This is a genomic window from Microbacterium abyssi, from assembly GCF_015277895.1.
Taxonomy (GTDB): domain Bacteria; phylum Actinomycetota; class Actinomycetes; order Actinomycetales; family Microbacteriaceae; genus Microbacterium; species Microbacterium abyssi.
The window spans coordinates 170249-187157 of the sequence record NZ_CP063815.1 but is presented as its reverse complement, the minus strand read 5'-3'; the positions used below and the strand labels follow the sequence as shown (position 1 = coordinate 187157).

Annotated in this window: 15 protein-coding genes; 8 read left to right on the top strand and 7 right to left on the bottom strand. The window is 68.6% G+C overall.

All coding sequences use genetic code 11. The annotated features are described in order from the left end of the window. Window positions 1–81 precede the first annotated feature (81 nt). The gene (locus IM776_RS00950; RefSeq protein ID WP_194421229.1) at window positions 82–1296 is read right to left on the bottom strand and encodes an MFS transporter; all 1215 of its coding nucleotides are present in this window, start codon (window positions 1294–1296) and stop codon (window positions 82–84) included. 139 nt (window positions 1297–1435) lie between these two features. Between IM776_RS00950 and IM776_RS00945 the strand changes: the two genes are divergently transcribed. Together IM776_RS00945 and IM776_RS00940 are read left to right on the top strand one after the other, a co-directional pair. After that, entirely contained in the window at window positions 1436–1921 is a 486-nt protein-coding gene (locus IM776_RS00945) for a DUF2975 domain-containing protein (RefSeq protein ID WP_194421228.1), read from the top strand. Beyond that, window positions 1921–2130 carry a helix-turn-helix domain-containing protein gene (locus IM776_RS00940; RefSeq protein WP_194421227.1) on the top strand — a complete coding sequence of 70 codons (210 nt, stop codon included), beginning with the start codon at window positions 1921–1923 and terminating at the stop codon, window positions 2128–2130. The genes IM776_RS00945 and IM776_RS00940 overlap by 1 nt, the downstream gene beginning before the upstream one ends. On the opposite strand, the gene IM776_RS00935 is transcribed toward IM776_RS00940, so the two are convergent. From IM776_RS00935 to IM776_RS00920, 4 genes are all read right to left on the bottom strand, one after another. Next, a complete protein-coding gene (locus tag IM776_RS00935) occupies window positions 2131–3459 on the bottom strand; it encodes an enolase C-terminal domain-like protein (RefSeq protein ID WP_194421226.1) in 1329 nt (442 codons plus the stop codon). Next, complete coding sequence (locus tag IM776_RS00930; RefSeq protein ID WP_194421225.1) at window positions 3456–5042, bottom strand: aldehyde dehydrogenase (NADP(+)); 1587 nt, start codon at window positions 5040–5042, stop codon at window positions 3456–3458. The genes IM776_RS00935 and IM776_RS00930 overlap by 4 nt, the downstream gene beginning before the upstream one ends. 40 nt (window positions 5043–5082) lie before the next feature. After that, on the bottom strand, window positions 5083–6018 hold the full coding sequence (locus tag IM776_RS00925; protein WP_194421224.1) for a 5-dehydro-4-deoxyglucarate dehydratase: 936 nt from the start codon (window positions 6016–6018) through the stop codon (window positions 5083–5085). Between the two features lie 115 nt (window positions 6019–6133). After that, window positions 6134–7111 carry a 2-hydroxyacid dehydrogenase gene (locus IM776_RS00920; RefSeq protein WP_194421223.1) on the bottom strand — a complete coding sequence of 326 codons (978 nt, stop codon included), beginning with the start codon at window positions 7109–7111 and terminating at the stop codon, window positions 6134–6136. Between the two features lie 259 nt (window positions 7112–7370). Between IM776_RS00920 and IM776_RS00915 the strand changes: the two genes are divergently transcribed. From IM776_RS00915 to IM776_RS00900, 4 genes are read left to right on the top strand one after another with little or no spacing between them, the layout of a single operon-like run. Continuing rightward, window positions 7371–8942 carry an ABC transporter substrate-binding protein gene (locus IM776_RS00915; RefSeq protein WP_194421222.1) on the top strand — a complete coding sequence of 524 codons (1572 nt, stop codon included), beginning with the start codon at window positions 7371–7373 and terminating at the stop codon, window positions 8940–8942. A gap of 29 nt (window positions 8943–8971) precedes the next feature. Next, entirely contained in the window at window positions 8972–9961 is a 990-nt protein-coding gene (locus tag IM776_RS00910) for an ABC transporter permease (protein WP_194421221.1), read from the top strand. Continuing rightward, the gene (locus tag IM776_RS00905) at window positions 9954–10922 is read left to right on the top strand and encodes an ABC transporter permease (protein WP_194421220.1); all 969 of its coding nucleotides are present in this window, start codon (window positions 9954–9956) and stop codon (window positions 10920–10922) included. The genes IM776_RS00910 and IM776_RS00905 overlap by 8 nt, the downstream gene beginning before the upstream one ends. Beyond that, entirely contained in the window at window positions 10919–11644 is a 726-nt protein-coding gene (locus IM776_RS00900) for a sulfite exporter TauE/SafE family protein (RefSeq protein ID WP_194421219.1), read from the top strand. The genes IM776_RS00905 and IM776_RS00900 overlap by 4 nt, the downstream gene beginning before the upstream one ends. Before the next feature lie 32 nt (window positions 11645–11676). On the opposite strand, the gene IM776_RS00895 is transcribed toward IM776_RS00900, so the two are convergent. Beyond that, the gene (locus IM776_RS00895; protein WP_228479843.1) at window positions 11677–12660 is read right to left on the bottom strand and encodes a 2-hydroxyacid dehydrogenase; all 984 of its coding nucleotides are present in this window, start codon (window positions 12658–12660) and stop codon (window positions 11677–11679) included. Continuing rightward, window positions 12657–13970 (bottom strand): glucarate dehydratase family protein, encoded by a 1314-nt coding sequence (locus IM776_RS00890; protein ID WP_194421218.1) that lies wholly within the window; start codon window positions 13968–13970, stop codon window positions 12657–12659. The genes IM776_RS00895 and IM776_RS00890 overlap by 4 nt, the downstream gene beginning before the upstream one ends. 107 nt (window positions 13971–14077) lie before the next feature. On the opposite strand from IM776_RS00890, the gene IM776_RS00885 reads away from it, so the two are divergent. Together IM776_RS00885 and IM776_RS00880 are read left to right on the top strand one after the other, a co-directional pair. Further along, window positions 14078–14986: a LysR family transcriptional regulator gene (locus tag IM776_RS00885; RefSeq protein WP_194421217.1), complete on the top strand. Its 909-nt coding sequence runs from the start codon at window positions 14078–14080 to the stop codon at window positions 14984–14986. A gap of 125 nt (window positions 14987–15111) precedes the next feature. Then, window positions 15112–16896 carry a dipeptide ABC transporter ATP-binding protein gene (locus IM776_RS00880; protein ID WP_194421216.1) on the top strand — a complete coding sequence of 595 codons (1785 nt, stop codon included), beginning with the start codon at window positions 15112–15114 and terminating at the stop codon, window positions 16894–16896. The last annotated feature ends 13 nt before the right edge of the window (window positions 16897–16909 follow it).

The following is a 16909-nucleotide window of genomic DNA, read 5'->3' as shown; positions in this document are numbered from 1 at the left end:
TGAACCTCCTGAATCGAGTATGCGACGACCGGGTGGTCATCTGCAACCCCAGGATTGCACTATCGGAGCCTGAGCGCAACCCTAGAGTTGCACATTGCGTTTCGGCCGCCCCGTCAGCGCCCACGCGCACAACACCGCCACGACGCCCGCGATCGGCACGACGAGCAGGCCGGTCCGCAGCCCGGCGTTGTCGGCGACGAGCCCGACGATGGGAGGGGAGAACAGGAATCCGAGGCGCAGCAGCCACGACACGATCGTGAGGCCGGCGCCGTGCTTGAGTCCCGGCAGCTCATCGGCGACGTGCATGGCGGCGGGGATGAGGGTGGCGACGCCGTAGCCGGCGGCCGCGAACCCGAGGATCGTGCCGGGGATCGACGGGAACGCGAGCGCGAGACCCATGCCGACGGACGTGATCAACCCGCCCGTGATCGCCACGACGCGCTGGCCGAACCGGTCGGTGAGGCCGTCACCGACGATGCGTCCGACGAACTGTGCGCCCACGAGGGCGATGTAGCCGGTGGCGGCGAGCGCTGCGGGGGCGTCGAGCGAGGTGGCGAGGTAGAGGGTCGCCCACGACATCCCGGCATCCTCGACGAGCGCACCGGCGATCGAGATCAGAACCAGCGCGACGATGATGATGACCGTCTTCGCCGTGATGCGCTGCAGCGCGCCGCCGATCTCCTCGCCATCGGCGATCGCGTCCTCTTCGGTGCGGTCGTCGCGGCCCGGCAGGCACAGGTGCAGCGCGATGAGCGACACGGTGCCGAAGATGACGGCGGAGATGATCAAGTGGATGCCGAGGGGCAGAGCGACTGCGATCGCCGCAGCCGCCATCGATCCCCCGAGTACCGCGCCGATCGACCAGATCGCGTGGAAGGAGTTGATGATCGAGCGTCCGAAGCCGCGCTGAACGCGCAGCGCGTGCGCATTCTGGGCGACGTCGGTGATGGCATCCGCTGCCCCTCCGAGGAACAGGCCCAGAGCGAACAGGATCACCGACGGAGAGAAGCCGGCGGCGAGGATGCCGAGGCTGGTGATGATGGTTCCGGCGACCGCGACCCGTGCCGAGCCGAATCGACGGATGAACATCGCGGCCGCGAGGCCCGCGACGATCGCGCCGGCGGGGAAGGCGGCGATCGCGAGGCCGTAGGTGGCGGCATCCAGCCCGAGCGCGTCCTTGATCTCGGGGTAGCGCGGCAGGATGTTGGCGAACAGCGCCCCGTTGGTGAGGAACAGCAGGGCGACGCCGACGCGCGCGCGGCGCAGGGGTCTCTCGACGAGAGCAGAAGAAGCCATATGAACGATCGTACGAGGCGCACCACGCTCCGAACGCCATTCCCGCCGCAGCGACGCTTCTGGGCAATCGGTCGAGCAGTTTCCGAAATCGAACGATTAACGATAGATTATGCCTGTAATTCGATGAGAGGATGTCGTCATGGGACGAACGACGATCGTGATCCTGCGCGTAGTGATCGCACTGGCGCTACTGGGTTCACTGGTGGTGCAGACGGTGATCGCTCCGCTGATGTGGATCGACCTCGACGGTGCCCCGATGTGGTTCCGCGTGAGCTTCGTCGTGGTCGTGATTCTGGGCGTGCTGACGATGCAGGTCTTCGCCGTGTGCGTATGGATGCTGCTGACCAAGGTGCGGCGCGGATCTATCTTCCAGGAGTCGTCGTTCCGCTACGTCGACGTGATCATCGGTGCGATCGGGGCTGCCGCCCTTCTGGCACTGACGTTCGCGTTCGTGCTCGCGCCGACGGACATCGCACCCGGAGTCGTGGGGCTCGTGTGCGGAGCCGCGCTGGTGCTCGGCGGCATGGCATTGCTGGTGTTCGTGATGAAGGCGCTGCTGCGCCAGGCCATCGAGCGCGAGAACGAGGCGCAGAAGCTGCGCACCGAGCTCGGCGAGGTGATCTGATGCCCGTCATCGTCGACATCGACGTCATGCTCGCCCGCCGCAAGATGGCCGTCGGCGAGCTCGCCGACCGCATCGGCATCACGCCGACGAACCTCGCGGTGCTGAAGAACGGCCGCGCGAAGGCCGTGCGCTTCACGACTCTCGATGCCCTGTGCGAGGTGCTGGAGTGCCAGCCGGGGGACCTGCTGCGATGGGAGCCCGAGGAGTAGTCAGCGCACCAGGCACGCCCGCTTGCTGTCGAAGACCCAGTCCTTCACGAGGTACTGCATCCCGATCGCGTCGTCGCGCGCCCCGAGCCCGTGTTCGACGTACAGCTCGTGCGCCTCGGCGAGCCGAGCGCGATCGACGGTCACACCGAGCCCGGGACGGTCGGGCACACGCACCGCGCCGTCGCGGATCTGCGGCGCATCGACGGTCAGCTGCTGCCCGTCCTGCCAGATCCAGTGCGTGTCGAGAGCCGTGATCTCGCCGGGAGCCGCGGCCCCCACCTGCGTGAACATCGCCAGCGAGATGTCGAAGTGGTTGTTCGAGTGCGAGCCCCAGGTGAGATCGAAGTCGTTGCACAGCTGCGCGACCCGCACCGAACCCGCCATGGTCCAGAAGTGCGGATCGGCGAGCGGGATGTCGACGGCATCCGATCGGATGGCATGCGCCATCTCGCGCCAGTCCGTCGCGATCATGTTCGTCGCGGTGCGCAGCCCGGTGCGCCGACGGAACTCGGCCATCACCTCGCGTCCCGAGAACCGACCCTCCGCGCCGCACGGATCCTCGGCGTACGCCAGCACGTCGCGAAGACGACGGCCGATGCGCACAGCATCCTCCAGCAGCCACGCACCGTTCGGGTCGAGCGTGATCCGCGCCTCCGGGAACCGCTGCGCGAGAGCGGTGACCACGTCGGCTTCGACCTTGCCGTCGAGCACGCCGCCCTTGAGCTTGAAGTCGGCGAAGCCGTACCGCTTCTGCGCAGCCTCGGCCAGACGCACGACGCCCTCGGCCGTCATCGCCTCCTCACGACGCACGCTCTCCCACGAGCCGGCGTCGCCGCTTTCACGCAGGTAGGGCAGGTCGGTGCGGTCGGCGTCGCCCACGAAGAACAGGTAACCCAGCATCGGCACGCTGTCGCGCTGCTGGCCGTCGCCGAGCAGCTCCGCGACCGGCACGCCCAGGTGCTGAGCATGCAGGTCGAGCAGCGCCGACTCGATTCCGGTGACGGCGTGGACGGTCGTACGCAGGTCGAACGTCTGCAGCCCGCGGCCCGAAGCGTCGCGGTCGGCGAACCGCGTCGCGATCATCCGCAGCAGCGAGCGGTACCTGCTGACCGGCTCTCCCCCGAGCAGTTCCCCGGCCTCGGCGATCGTTGCCCTGATCGCCTCGCCTCCCGGAACCTCACCCAGCCCTTCGCGTCCATCCGAGTCGGTCGCGATGACGATGTTCCGCGTGAAGAACGGCGCATGAGCACCCGAGAGGTTGAGCAGCATGGAGTCGTGGCCGGCGACCGGCACGACCTCGACCCGTTCGATCGTGGGAACAGCGCTCATTCCGATGCCTCGAACCGGCCGTCGACGAGACGCGGCAACTGCCACGGGTTCGCGTCGCGCAGCGCCTCGGGCAGCAGCTCGTCCGGAAGGTTCTGATACGCGACCGGACGCAAGAACCGCTCGATCGCGAGCGTTCCGACGCTCGTCGTGCGCGAGTCGCTCGTTGCCGGGAAGGGACCGCCGTGCACCATCGCGTGCCCGACCTCGACCCCGGTGGGCCAGCCGTTCGCGAGAATCCGGCCGACCTTGCGCTCGAGCACCGGCAGCAGCGCCGCCGCGAGCTCGTTGTCATCGGGCGAGAGCTGCAAAGTCGCCGTCAGCTGACCCTCAAGCCTCGATGCCGCCTCGACCAGCTCCGCTGCATCGCCGTAGCGGACGACCAGCGACGCGGCTCCGAAGATCTCCTCGTGCAGCACATGGTTCTCCTCGAACTCCGCGATCTCCGCGGAGTGGATCACGGGCGCCGGCGCGTGCGGGCCCTCGCCGTCGGATCCGCGCGCGAGCACCTCGGCGTTGGCATCCCGCGTCTCGACGCCGTCGCGCCATGCGCCGGCGATGCTCGGTGACAGCATGGTCTGTCCGGACGCGCCCTTCACTGCCGCCCCGACAGCCAGCAGGAACGATTCCCCCTGCTCTCCGCGCGGAACGAACACGATCCCGGGCTGCGTGCACAGCTGCCCGCTCGATCCGGTCGCGCTCTGCACATACCCCGCGGCAAGTGCCTCGATGTCGCCTTCCAGCGCACCGGGAAGGATGAAGACCGGGTTCACCGAGCTCATCTCGGCGTACACGGGGATCGGCACCGGCCGCTCCTGCGCCGTGCGCACGAGCGCGAGACCGCCCTCTCGCGACCCGGTGAATCCGACAGCATGGATGCCGGGATCGGCGACGAGCGCCTGACCGACGCTGCGGCCGGGGCCGAAGATGTGCGAGAACACCCCGGGGTGCAGGTCGTGCGCATCGATGGCGCGAGCGATCGCCGAGGCGACGAGCTCACTCGTGCCCGGGTGCGAGCTGTGCGCCTTGAACACGACCGGGCAGCCTGCGGCGAGCGCAGATGCCGTGTCTCCCCCGGCCGTCGAGAACGCGAGCGGGAAGTTCGATGCCCCGAACACGGCGACCGGCCCGAGCGGAATCTTTCGCTGACGGATGTCGAGACGCGGCACCGGCGTGCGCTCCGGCTGCGCAGGGTCGATCCGCACTCCGCGATGCAGGCCGGCGCGGACGACCGAGGCGAACAGCCGCAGCTGTCCGGTCGTGCGCGCCCGCTCGCCGAGGATCCGCGCCTGCGGCAGCCCGGTCTCCTGCATCGCCCGCTCGATCAGCGCGTCGCCGAGCGCGTCGATCTCGTCGGCGACCGTCTCGAGGAAGGCGGCATGAGCCTCGGGAGCGAGGCGCGAGAACGACTCGAACGCGTCGTTCGCCGCCGCCGTCGCCTCACGAAGCTGCTCGACGTCGATCTGCGAGTACGGCGGATCGAGCTTCTCGTCGGTGGCGGGTGCGATCGCGTGCAGCGGCGCGCCGTTGCCCGGAACGGAACGTCCGGCGATCGATGAATGCCCGGTGAGAACGGCGGCGGTCATGTCACACACTCCTTGCGGTCGAGAGTCCAGCGGGGACGGGTCAGGCAGGAACGGATACGCGCAATCCGGCGCGCTCGATCAGGGCGGCGAGGTCGGCGTCGTCCTGCTCCGACAGATCGTGCAGGGGCGGACGCACCGGTCCGACACCACGTCCGGTCACCCGGAGCCCGGCCTTGATGATGGACACACCATACCCGCGGCCGCGGTCGCGGATCGCGAGGTAGGGCAGCACGAACCGGCCGAGCTTCTCGGTGACGGCGGCGCGATCCTGCGCCCGGACGTCGCGGTAGAAGTCGAGCGCGAACTCGGGCACGAAGTTGAACATCGCCGACGAGTACGTGCTCATGCCCATCTGCAGCAGCGGCAGGGCGTAGGTCTCCGCGGTCGGCAGACCGCCGAGGTAGAACAGCCGCTCGCCGTTGCGGACGTAGACGGATGCCAGGTGCTCGATGTCCCCGGTCGCATCCTTGAACCCGATCACGTTCTCGTGCCGCGCGGCGAGCGTGGCCATGGTCTCGGCCGAGTAGATCGCGTTGCCACGGTTGTAGACGATGATCGCGAGACTCGTGGCGGCGGCGATCGCCGAGACGTGCTCGACGAGACCTGCCTGGTCGCACTCCGTCAGGTACGGCGGCAGCACGAGGACGCCCTCGGCGCCCGCCTCCTCGGCGGCGCGAGCGTTCGCGATCGCGTTGCGGGTCCAGCCGCCGGCTGATGCGAGCACCGGCACCTCCGGCCGCGACGACTCCACCGCCGCGCGGACGACAGCTGCGGCCTCGGCCGGGTCGAGGCTGAAACCCTCGCCGGTGCCACCCGCGGCGAAGAGACCGGCGACGTCGTAGCCGGCCTGCCACTCCACGTGCTCGCGGTAGCGCTTCTCGTCGAAGTCGAGCTCGGGCGTGAACGCCGTTGCGGGGAAGGAGAGGAGACCATCGCGGAGGTGGTCGGCCAGTTCGGTGGGCGTGAATCGTGCCACGGTGCACTCCTGGGGTTCTCGCCGGGGTCCGGCGCGGATCTGGACAATCGTCACGCTATGCGCGAAACGATGCGCTTACAAACCAAATGGTGGATAGATCAATACAGTGCGTGCATCAAACTCCGGACGTCTCAGGGACGGGCGTGGGCAGCTGCTCGCCGGCGAGATACGCCCGCAGGTTCGCCAGCGTGAGGTCCCGCATGTCCTGACGGGTCTCTTGGGTGCCACTTCCGACATGGGGCAGCAGGGTTACGTCATCGCGGATCAGCCGCTCGGGGACATTCGGCTCGTTCGCGAACACGTCGAGCCCGGCCCCGGCGATCTCGCCCGCCTCCAGAGCTTCGATCAGGGCATCCTCGTCGACCACCGTGCCGCGAGCGATGTTCACCAGGAAACCGTCCGGTCCGAGCGCGCGGAGCACCTCGGCATCCACGAGATTCACGGTCGACGGCCCTCCGGGCACGGCGACGACGAGGACGTCCGATCGCCGCGCGAGTTCGACGGCGGACGCCACGTGCTCCCACGGCACGCCCTCGACGGGACGCCGGGTCGTGTACACGATCGTCGTGTCGAAGGCGGCAGCGCGTCGCGCGATCGCCTGGCCGATGCGACCGAGGCCGAGAACGCCGACCGTGCTGCCCGAGAAGCGTCGCGTCAGCGGGAATCCACCCGACTCCCACTTCCCGTCGCGCAGGAATCTCTCGGATGCTCCGAACCGGCGGAACACATCGAGCATGAGTCCGAGCGCGGTGTCGGCGACGCAGTCGGTGAGCACGTCCGGCGTGTTCGTGACCTGGATGCCGCGAGCCGCCGCCTGCGCGACGTCGGTGGTGTCGTATCCCACCCCGAAGTTCGTCACGATCTCGAGGTTCGGCAGCGCCGCCATGAGGTCGGTCGGAACACCGACGCGACCGCTCGTGACGACGGCGCGAACCTTCGCGGCATCCGCCGGATCGAGAGCGGCGACGTCGTCGGGGAGGCGCACCACGGAGTGCTCGTCCTGCAGGATCTGCTCGAGTGATGCGAGAAGCGGGCCGGCCTGGGCGATCGTGCCGGGGTCGACCGGGGAAGCGGGATCGGGGATGTTCGTCATGGCGCGAGACTACGGCGGGCGAACGATGCACGTCCAAAAGCGAACTTGCATGGATTGATGCGCCTGCTGTATCCATGGGGGGAGAGTGGCGGAATCCCGCGGATCGCGTTGCGGCCGCTGAACGCCACCCGGCTCTGAGGGCCGGGGTCCGCGACAGATCCATGCGGCGAATCGGTTGACGCTCGTGAAGCGCTCTGCGACATTCGCAACAAGCCGAGAGCCACAGTGGGCCTCAGCCATCCCTATCTGGAGGAACCCGATGAAGCTTTCTTCCCCTCGACGCAGAGGCACCCGAGCAGCCGCCGTCACAGCCGGCATCGCGTCGATCGCACTTCTCGCCTCGTGCTCTGTCGCGAACTCCGACCCGCAAGGAGGCGACGGCGGCGGCGGAACCGATGAGACCCTCCGTGTCGTGCTCACTCAGGAGCCGCCCACCCTCGAGGCCTGCGACGCGAACCTCACCTCGACGGGTGTGGTCGTCCGCAGCACGGTCACCGAGCCGCTCGTCGAGCGCAACCCGTCCACCGGTGATCTCGAGCCCCTGCTCGCCACCGAGTGGGAGCAGACCGGCGACACCGAGTGGACCTTCAGCGTCCGCGACGACGTCACCTTCCAGGACGGCACGCCCTTCGACGCCGAGGCGGCCGCCTACTCCATCGATCGCGCCGTCAACCGAGACCTCGGCTGCAACGTCGAGGGGTACATCTTCGGCGACGACGACCTCGAGGTCGAGGCCACGGACGCCACGACGCTCACGGTCACCACGCCGAATCCCGACCCGATCCTCCCGCTGAAGCTCTCGTTCATCGAGATCGTCTCCCCCGAGACGTCCAACGAGGAATTCGTGCGCGAGCCGATCGGCACCGGCCCGTACTCGATCGGTGAATGGCAGGCCGGCACGAAGCTCACCCTCGAGCGCAATGAGGACTACTGGGGCGACGCGCCGCAGTTCGCCACGGTCGAGTACCAGTGGCGCTCGGAGGGCACGGTCCGCGCGGCGATGATCACCAGCGGCGAGGCCGACATCGCCCTGGGCCTCAGCGCCGAGGACGGCATCGACGACATGGGCGTCAGCTACCCGAACAACGAGACGATCGCCCTGCGATTCTCAGGCGAGACCGCTCCTCTGGATGACATCCGCATCCGCCAGGCGATCAACTACGCCATCGACCGCGAGGGCATCGTGTCGTCGCTGTACCCCGACGGCGACAAGGTCGCGGCCCAGCTGATCCCCGAGGGCATCGTCGGGTTCAACTCCGAGCTCGAGCCTTGGCCGTACGACCCCGAGGAGGCGAAGTCGCTCGTCGAGGAGGCCAGGGCCGACGGCGTTCCGGTCGACACGAAGATCGTCATGCCTGTGCGCACCGCGCAGTTCCCGAAGGTCAGCGAGCTCGGTGAAGTGCTCCGCGAGCAGCTCGCGGCTATCGGCTTGAACGTCGACCTCCGCATGGTCGACACCACTCAGCACCTGCAGTATCAGCTGAGCCCGTTCGTGACCGATGAGGGCCCGATCTCGATGCTGATCCAGCACGGCAACCAGGCCGGCGACGCGCAGTTCACCGTCGAGCAGTACATGCTCACCGGCGGAGCCCAGGCGGAATTCGGCGACCCGGGTCTGGACGAACTCATCGGCGAGGCGCGCCTGCTCACCGGCGACGAGCGCCAGGCCGCGTACGAAGAGGTGTTCGCGTACGAGCGTGAAAACGTCGTCGCTCTCGCCCCGATCGCGCACCAGACCGTCATGCTGGGTCTGTCCGACCGGGTGAACTACGAGCCGAACTCGTCCACCGGCGACGAGCTGCGGATCAAGGAAGTGACGCTCGCGGGCTGACCCGCGAGCGTTGAGAGAGGCGGGCGAACATGTGGACCTACCTGAGAAGACGGATCCTGCAGAGCGCATTGCCGCTGATCGCAGTCGTACTGGGTGTCTTCGTGCTCGCCCGTCTCACCGGCGATCCGTCCAAGCTGTACCTGCCGCTGAACGCGACGGATCAGATGCGCGCGGACTTCGCCGCCCGCAACGGCTTCGACAAGCCGATCTGGGAGCAGATGGGCGACTACTTCCTCGGTGTACTGCGGCTCGACTTCGGTGAGTCGCTGCGCACCGGGGAGCCGGCCGCCGAGATGGCGCTGCGCGCCTTCCCCGCCACCCTGCAGCTCGCTGCGGTGACCATGGTCCTGGCGATCATCATCGCCGTGATCCTCGGCAGCTGGGCCTCGCTGAAGCCGAACGGCGTCGCAGACCGCATCGTGAGCTTCTTCTCGATGACCGCGGCGAGTGTCCCGGACTTCTGGGTCGCGATCCTCGGTATCTGGATCTTCGCGATCACTCTCGGCTGGCTGCCCACCTCCGGCACCTCCGGCGCGCTCGTGTGGATCCTGCCCGTCGCGACGCTGATGCTGCGGCCGGTGGGCGTCCTCGCCCAGGTGGTCCGCGGTTCGATGGTGACGGTCCTGGGCCAGCCGTACATCAAGGTCGCCCGCAGTCGCGGTGCCGGCGAGATGCACATCGTCAGCAAGCACGCGCTGCGCAACGCCGCCGCTCCCGCCCTCACCGTGGCCGGTGACCTCACTGTCGGTCTCATCAACGGCGCGGTCGTCGTCGAGTCGATCTTCGGCTGGCCCGGCATCGGCAAGCTCATGATCGACTCGATCCTGCAGCGCGACTTCGCCGTCCTGCAGGCCGCCGTGCTCCTCACGGCGCTGGCGATCTTCGCCCTGAACATCATCATCGACCTCGGCTACGCGCTGCTCGATCCGCGAGTGCGGCCGACCTCCGGAGCCCGCGCTCGTCGCAAGGGCCCCGGCGTGATCTCCGACACGAAGGCAGAGGAGCTGACCAATGTCTGAAGACTCCGCATCCACCGTCACCGTCCTCACCCACCAGACGCGCAAGAACCGCGCCTCGGGTCGGCTGAACCTCTGGCAGCTGCTGCTGAAGGACAAGGTCGCGACCGTGGCCGCGATCGTCCTGGCCTTCATCGTCCTCACCGCGATCGTGGGTCCGCCGGTGTTCGGCGAGCTCGCGCAGCGTCAGGATCTCGGCGCCCGCAACATGCCGCCGTTCAGCATGCAGCTCGGATGGGAGTACATCCTCGGCAGCGATTCGCTGGGCCGCAGCCTGCTCGCCCGCATCATCGCCGCTGCCGGCACGACGCTGGGCGTGGCCGCGGCCGCTGTGCTCGTCTCGGCCGTCGTGGGTTCGATCTGGGGCATGTGGGCCGGCTTCCATCGCGGCTGGCGCGAGTCGGTCTCGATGCGGATCGCCGATGTGATCATGAGCTTCCCATCGCTGCTGCTCGCCGTCGTGATCCTGTACGTGTTCAACCCGAGCGCGGCGAACATCGTCCTGGTCCTCGCGATCACCCGCATCCCGCTGTACCTGCGCACCGCGCGGGCGGATGCGGCCGAGCTGCGCTCGCGCATGTTCGTGGACGCCGCGACGAACTTCGGCGCCAAGCAGGGCGCGATCGTGTTCCGGCACATCGTCCCGAACGTGCTCCCGACCCTGGTCACGCTCGCGACGCTCGAGTTCTGCTACGTGATGCTCGCCGAGTCGTCGCTGAGCTTCCTCGGCATCGGCATCCAGCCGCCGGACGTCAGCTGGGGTCTCATGGTCGCTCAGGGGCGCCAGTACCTCGCCGAGGCATGGTGGCAGTCGGTGCTCCCCGGTCTCGCGATCGTGATCACCACCGTCTCCGCGAACGTGCTCGCCGCCTGGCTGCGCCTGGCGACCGACCCGGGGCAGCGCTGGCGCCTGCAGACCAGGAAGCGGCGTCGGCTGATCGGCTCCGTCGTCCCCCGTCGGTGATACCCCTTCAGTTCGCGCTGCTCGCGCTCGTCATCCTCGCCGCCGCCTGCCTACAGGGCTCGATCGGGTTCGGCATGGGGATGCTGGCGGCCCCGTTCATCGCCCTCATCGACGCCACTCTGCTGCCGGTGCTCGTGATCGTGCTCGCGATGATCGTGACTCTGATCGTCGTCATCCTCGATCGCGCATCACTCGACCTCCGCGGTGCCGGCTGGGCGCTTGCCGGCAGAGTTCCCGGCAGCGTCGTGGGCGCGGGCCTGCTCACGATCATGTCGACGGCCGTTCTGTCATGGGCGGTCGCCGCGGTCGTGCTCCTGGGCGTGGTCGTCTCGCTGCGCGGCTGGCGGCCGCGGGTGACCCGGACCACTCAGGCGTTCGCGGGGGCGATGTCGGGGATCATGGGCACGACCACCTCGGTCGGCGGTGCCCCGATGGCGATCGTCTGGCAGGCAGCCGAGGGGCCACGGTTGCGCGGCACGATGTCGGCGTTCTTCCTCGTCGGCTCGTCGCTGTCACTGGTCGCGCTGTTCCTGTGGGGTGTGGTGCCGCCGCACGCCCTCGTCACGGCCGCGTGGATGACGCCGTTCGCCGTTGCCGGCGTCGTGCTGTCGCGCTTCGTGAACCGGTTCCTGAATCGCCGTCGCACGCGCGCGATCGCGCTCGGCGCTTCGGCTCTCGGCGCGCTGACGCTGATCGTCACCCGTCTCGCCGGGCTGGGCTGATCCGAATCAGGATGCCGCGGCGGCGAGCGCGGTCAGCGCACCTGCCGCTCCAGCGGCAGCCCGGCGTCGAGCAGGTCGATGTTCCTGGCGATGTCAGCGGCCCGCGCGATGAAGACCTCCCGCGCGTGGCCCGAGTAGTGCGGCGTGAGCACGACGCGGTCGAGCGCCGCGAAGCGGTGCACGACCGGAGGAGCCTCGGTGCCCTGCGGAGCATCCCACCACACGTCGATCGCCGCTCCCCCGATTCGGCCGTCAGCGAGCGCGCTGTACAGCGCATCCTCGTCGATGATCGGACCGCGGGCGACATTGATGATCAGGGTTTCGGGATGCAGGTGCGACAGCGCCTCGGCATCGATCAGCCCGCGGGTGCTCTCGGTGAGGGGTGCTGTGACGACCACCACGTCGCTCTCGCCGAGCAACGGATGCAGCTGATGCTCGCCGTACACCCGGTCGAGCAGTTCGCTCCCGGGGCCCGCGGCGTCGGGATGACGGCGCATCGCGATCACGCGCATGCCGAACGCCTTCGCGAGCTGGGCGACCGAGCGGCCGATCTCGCCGTAGCCGATCAGGCCGAGCGTGCTTCCGTCGAGGGTGCGGTGGTACGGGGTTCCGGGCGCCGTGGCGATCGTGCGCCATTCGCCGCCGCGCATCTGCGCATCGGCCTCGATCGCCCGGCGACGCAGCATGAGCGCGGTCATCAGCACGTGCTCGGCGATCGCGAAACCATGGTGGCCGGTGTTGCAGAGGGCTGCCCCCGCGGGGAGCTGCGCGAGATCGATACGGTCGACGCCGGCGCCTATCGAGTGCACGAGGCGTACATGCCCGCCTCCGTTCATGTCGTCGGCGGTGAGCCGTGAGCACACGACCACATCGGCGCCGTCGATGGCCGCTCGGACGGATGCCGGGTCGGCAGCATCCGCGAACGTCCACTCGTGCTCCCGCTCGGTGCGGCGCAGGTCGTCGGCGAAGGCGGAGATGATCGGGTCGGTGACGGCGATCCGCAGCGGAGCAGTCACCAGCGCGGGCTTTCAAGCACGAATCCGGAATCGACGCGCTGCATGTACCCGGTGTCGTCGCGTTCGCGGATGCCGCCATCGACGTACTGGCGGTGCAGCCGCTCGAGTGCGTCAGGGTCGAGCTCGACGCCGAGTCCCGGTGCGGTGGGCACGGCGACGGCGCCGTCCGTGAACGACAGCACCCCGGGCGCGATGACGTCCTCGTCCTCTCGCTTCCATGGCCAGTGGGTGTCGCAGGCGTAGCCGACACCGGGGGTCGCGGCGGCGAGATGCGTCATCGCGGCCAGGCTGATGCCGAGGTGGGAGTTCGAGTGCATCGAAAGGCCCCACCCGAGAGTCTCGGCGAACCCGGCGAGCAGGCGCGAGCGTTCCAGACCGCCCCAGAAGTGGTGATCCGACAGCACGATGTCGATCGAGCCGAGGCGCACGGCATCCGCGATGTGCGAGAACGCGACCACGCACATGTTCGTCGCGAGCGGCAGGTCGGTGCCCTTGCGGACCTCGGCCATGCCCTCGAGCCCCGGGGTGGGGTCTTCGAGGTATTCGAGCACGTCCTTCAGCGCGTCGGCGACGCGCAGCGAGGTCTCAACGGTCCAGGCGCCGTTCGGGTCGATGCGCAGCGGGTGATCCGGGAACGCCTCGCGCAGCGCGAGGATCGCGGCGATCTCCTCGTCGGGCGGCAGCACGCCGGCCTTGAGCTTGAGAGCGGTGAATCCGTACCCGTCTACGATGTGCTGGGCCTGCGTGACGATGCCCGCAGGCGTCAGTGCCTCGCCCCATTGATCGGATGCTGCGTCCGGGTGGCCCGCCCACTTGTAGAAGAGGTATCCACTGAAGGGCACGGCATCCCGCACGCGCCCGCCGAGCAGTTCGCTGGCCGGCATCCCGAGCAGCTTCCCGCGGATGTCGATGGCCGCGACGTCGAAGGGCGAGAGCACGCGGTCGCCAGTGCTCGTGCGGGTCACCATGCCCGACATGCCGTGACCGCCCTGGATGCCGTCACCGGCGAGGCTGCGCTCGACCCGCGCCCGCAGGTCGTTGCCGGCGAACGCGTCGCAGCCGAGCACGGCGTCAGCAGCGACCCGCAGGCGCTGAAGGTGCGCGGAGTCTCCATAGGTCTCACCGAGCCCGAGCACTCCGGACTCGGTGGTCACCTGCACGATGGCGCGGAGCGCGAGCGGCTCGTGCACGCCGACGGTGTTGAGCAGCGGCGGGTCCTGGAACGCGACGGGGGTGATGCGGATCGACCGCACGGCGTTCTCCGGCAGCCGGGTGGCGGCAGGGACGGACAGCAGGATCTCTTCAGGCATCGCGCCTCCGTTGGTGGATTCGGTGCGTCGGGATGCCCCCGAGACTATGGTGGGACGGATGCGCGGACAAACCAAAATGCGCACTGACTGATATCAGGAGTGGATCGATGATCTCACTGGTGCAACTCGAATGCTTCATCGCCGTCGCGGAGGAGCTGCACTTCGGAGCGGCGGCGACGCGCCTGAAGATGACGCAGCCGCCGCTGAGTCGCCAGATCCAGCAGCTCGAGCGCGAGCTGGGCACACGGCTGTTCGATCGCACCAGCCGCCGGGTCGCGCTCACCCAGGCCGGGCGGGCGCTGCTGCCGAACGCTCGCCGGCTCATCGACCTCGCCGCCAAGGCGGTCGCGGATGTGCGCTCAGTCGGGCAGGGCGCCGCTGGCACCATCACGATCGCGTACACGGCGATGGCGGGCCAGGCCGTCGTGCCCGACCTGCTGCGGCGCGCGGCTGCCGAACTCCCGGGTGTCACGCTGCTGCTGCGTGAGCTCGTGTCGCTCGATCAGATGGAGGAGCTCGAGAAGGGCACGGTCGACGTCGGCCTGATGCGGCCGCTGCTCGCGCGGCAGCAGATCAGCAGTCGGCCTGTGTTCCGCGAGCGGCTCGCGGTGGCGGTGCCGAGCGACTCCGATCTGGCGCAGCGCGAAGGGCCGCTGAAGCTCATCGACCTGAAGGACGAGCAGCTGCTGATGTACTCGCCGAGCGTCGCACGGTACTTCCATGACCTGCTGCTGTCGATGTTCGTCGCGAGCGGGGTGCACCCGCACATCGTGCAGTACGCCGGGCAGGTGCCCGCGCTGCTGGCACTGGTGAGTGCCGGGCTCGGGTTCACGCTGGTGCCGGAGTCGGCCGCGCGCATCGCTCCCGACACGGTGACTCTGCTCCCGATCAGCGAGGCTGATCCGTCGTCGCGGGTGAACAGCGTCGAGCTCGACATCGCATGGAACTCCGAGTCGCCCAATCCTCTCGTCGAACGACTGCTGAGCCTGGTCGAAGAGGTGGACGGAGACGAGTGATCCATGCAGCGTGCGCATTGCCCAATGCGCATGTAGGTCTTGATCAGGATGAATCCGCCCGCATAGCGTGAACGAGAACATGATCAGTGCTCGATGAAGACCAACGTGCTCGACGAGGAGGACGCATGCTGCAGGACGACGTCGCCGCGACCGTCGATGAACCCGCTCGACAGGCCGGGTCGGTCGAACCCGCTCCGGGTGAGGAGGCTGCCGCGCAGCATCCATCGTCTGATCGCGCAGTACAGGGTGACCCGGTAGTACAGGGTGACCCGGTGCAGGACGACCGCGTGCAGGACGACATCCTGCGCGTCGAGGATCTGCGCGTCGCGTACCGGATCGGCGACCGCGAGGTCGACGCGGTTCGGGGCGTGAGCCTGAGCGTGAAGCGCGGCGAGGTCGTAGCGATCGTGGGCGAATCCGGGTCGGGCAAGAGCACTGTCGCGCAGGCGATCATGAACCTTCTCGCGCCGAACGCCGAGATCACCGGCGGCCGGGTCGAACTCGATGGCGAGGATCTTCTTCCGCTGAGCGAGCGCCGGTGGCGCAGCATCCGGGGCCGGCTGATGGGGCTGGTTCCGCAGGACCCGGCGCTGTCGCTGAACCCGGTGCGGAAAGTGGGCGTGCAGGTGGCGGAGCCGCTGCTCGTGCACGGCCTCGCGTCGAAGCACGACGCTGAGGATCGAGCGGTCGAGCTGCTCGAGATGGCCGGGCTGACCTATCCGGCCGAGCGGGCGAAGCAGTATCCGCATCAGTTCTCCGGCGGCATGAAGCAGCGTGCGCTGATCGCAGGAGCGCTGGCCGCGCAGCCGAGCCTGGTCATCGCGGACGAGCCGACCAGTGCGCTCGACGTCACCGTCCAGAAGCAGATCCTCGACCATCTCGCGCACCTCACGCGCGAGCTCGGTACGGCGATCCTGCTCATCACCCATGACCTGGGCATGGCCGCCGAGCGAGCCGACCGGGTCGTCGTCATGAAGCAGGGCGAGATCGTGGATTCCGGCCCGGCGGCGCAGGTGATGACCGCACCGACGCACGAGTACACGCGCAAGCTCATCGCCGCCGCTCCGCGTCTGAGTGCGCATGAGCGGCGCACGGCAGCCACGCAGGCCCGGATCGAGTTCGACGGCGAGCCGATCGTGCAGGTGACTGATCTGACGAAGGTCTTTCCGCTGCCCAAGGGCGAGGGCGGGCGCCGTTCGTTGACCGCCGTGGATGCTGTATCGCTCGAGGTGCGGCGCGGTGAGACACTGGCGGTCGTGGGCGAGTCGGGGTCGGGCAAGAGCACGCTGGCACGACTCGTACTGCGCCTGGACGAGCCGACGACGGGTGCGATCTCGTTCGCCGGTGAGGACATCACGCACACCAAGGGCGAGAAGCTGCGGCAGCTGCGGCGGCGGTTCCAGATGGTCTACCAGAGCCCGTTCGACTCGCTGAACCCGCGCATGACGATCGAGCAGCTCATCACCGAGCCGCTACTATCGTTCGGCGAAGGAGACCGGGGCTCACGGTCGAAGCGCGCTGTCGAGCTGTCGGAGCAGGTCGCGCTTCCCGACGGGATGCTGGACCGCTACCCCGACGAGCTGTCGGGCGGGCAGCGGCAGCGCGTGGCGATCGCTCGCGCGCTCGCGCTCGACCCTGAGTTCATCGTGCTCGACGAGGCCGTGTCGGCGCTCGACGTCTCGGTGCAGGCGCAGATCCTGAAGCTGTTGGACGACCTGCAGCGACAGCGCGAGCTCAGCTATCTCTTCATCACGCACGACCTCGGCGTCGTGGCCGAGACCGCCGACCGGGTCGCGGTGCTCAAGAACGGAAAGCTCGTCGAGTGCGCGGATGCCGCGCAGATCTTCACGGATCCGCAGGAGGAGTACACGCGGATGCTGATCGAGGCCGTGCCGGCTTTCACGGCTTAGGACTCAGGTCACA

Bases quoted from the DNA above. Each gene is read 5' to 3' on its own strand.
- IM776_RS00915 (WP_194421222.1), top strand. From the start codon at position 7,371: ATGAAGCTTTCTTCCCCTCGACGCAGAGGCACCCGAGCAGCCGCCGTC.
- IM776_RS00950 (WP_194421229.1), bottom strand. From the start codon at position 1,296: ATGGCTTCTTCTGCTCTCGTCGAGAGACCCCTGCGCCGCGCGCGCGTC.
- IM776_RS00910 (WP_194421221.1), top strand. From the start codon at position 8,972: ATGTGGACCTACCTGAGAAGACGGATCCTGCAGAGCGCATTGCCGCTG.
- IM776_RS00890 (WP_194421218.1), bottom strand. From the start codon at position 13,970: ATGCCTGAAGAGATCCTGCTGTCCGTCCCTGCCGCCACCCGGCTGCCG.
- IM776_RS00905 (WP_194421220.1), top strand. From the start codon at position 9,954: ATGTCTGAAGACTCCGCATCCACCGTCACCGTCCTCACCCACCAGACG.
- IM776_RS00945 (WP_194421228.1), top strand. From the start codon at position 1,436: ATGGGACGAACGACGATCGTGATCCTGCGCGTAGTGATCGCACTGGCG.
- IM776_RS00920 (WP_194421223.1), bottom strand. From the start codon at position 7,111: ATGACGAACATCCCCGATCCCGCTTCCCCGGTCGACCCCGGCACGATC.
- IM776_RS00940 (WP_194421227.1), top strand. From the start codon at position 1,921: ATGCCCGTCATCGTCGACATCGACGTCATGCTCGCCCGCCGCAAGATG.
- IM776_RS00935 (WP_194421226.1), bottom strand. From the start codon at position 3,459: ATGAGCGCTGTTCCCACGATCGAACGGGTCGAGGTCGTGCCGGTCGCC.
- IM776_RS00885 (WP_194421217.1), top strand. From the start codon at position 14,078: ATGATCTCACTGGTGCAACTCGAATGCTTCATCGCCGTCGCGGAGGAG.
- IM776_RS00880 (WP_194421216.1), top strand. From the start codon at position 15,112: ATGCTGCAGGACGACGTCGCCGCGACCGTCGATGAACCCGCTCGACAG.
- IM776_RS00930 (WP_194421225.1), bottom strand. From the start codon at position 5,042: ATGACCGCCGCCGTTCTCACCGGGCATTCATCGATCGCCGGACGTTCC.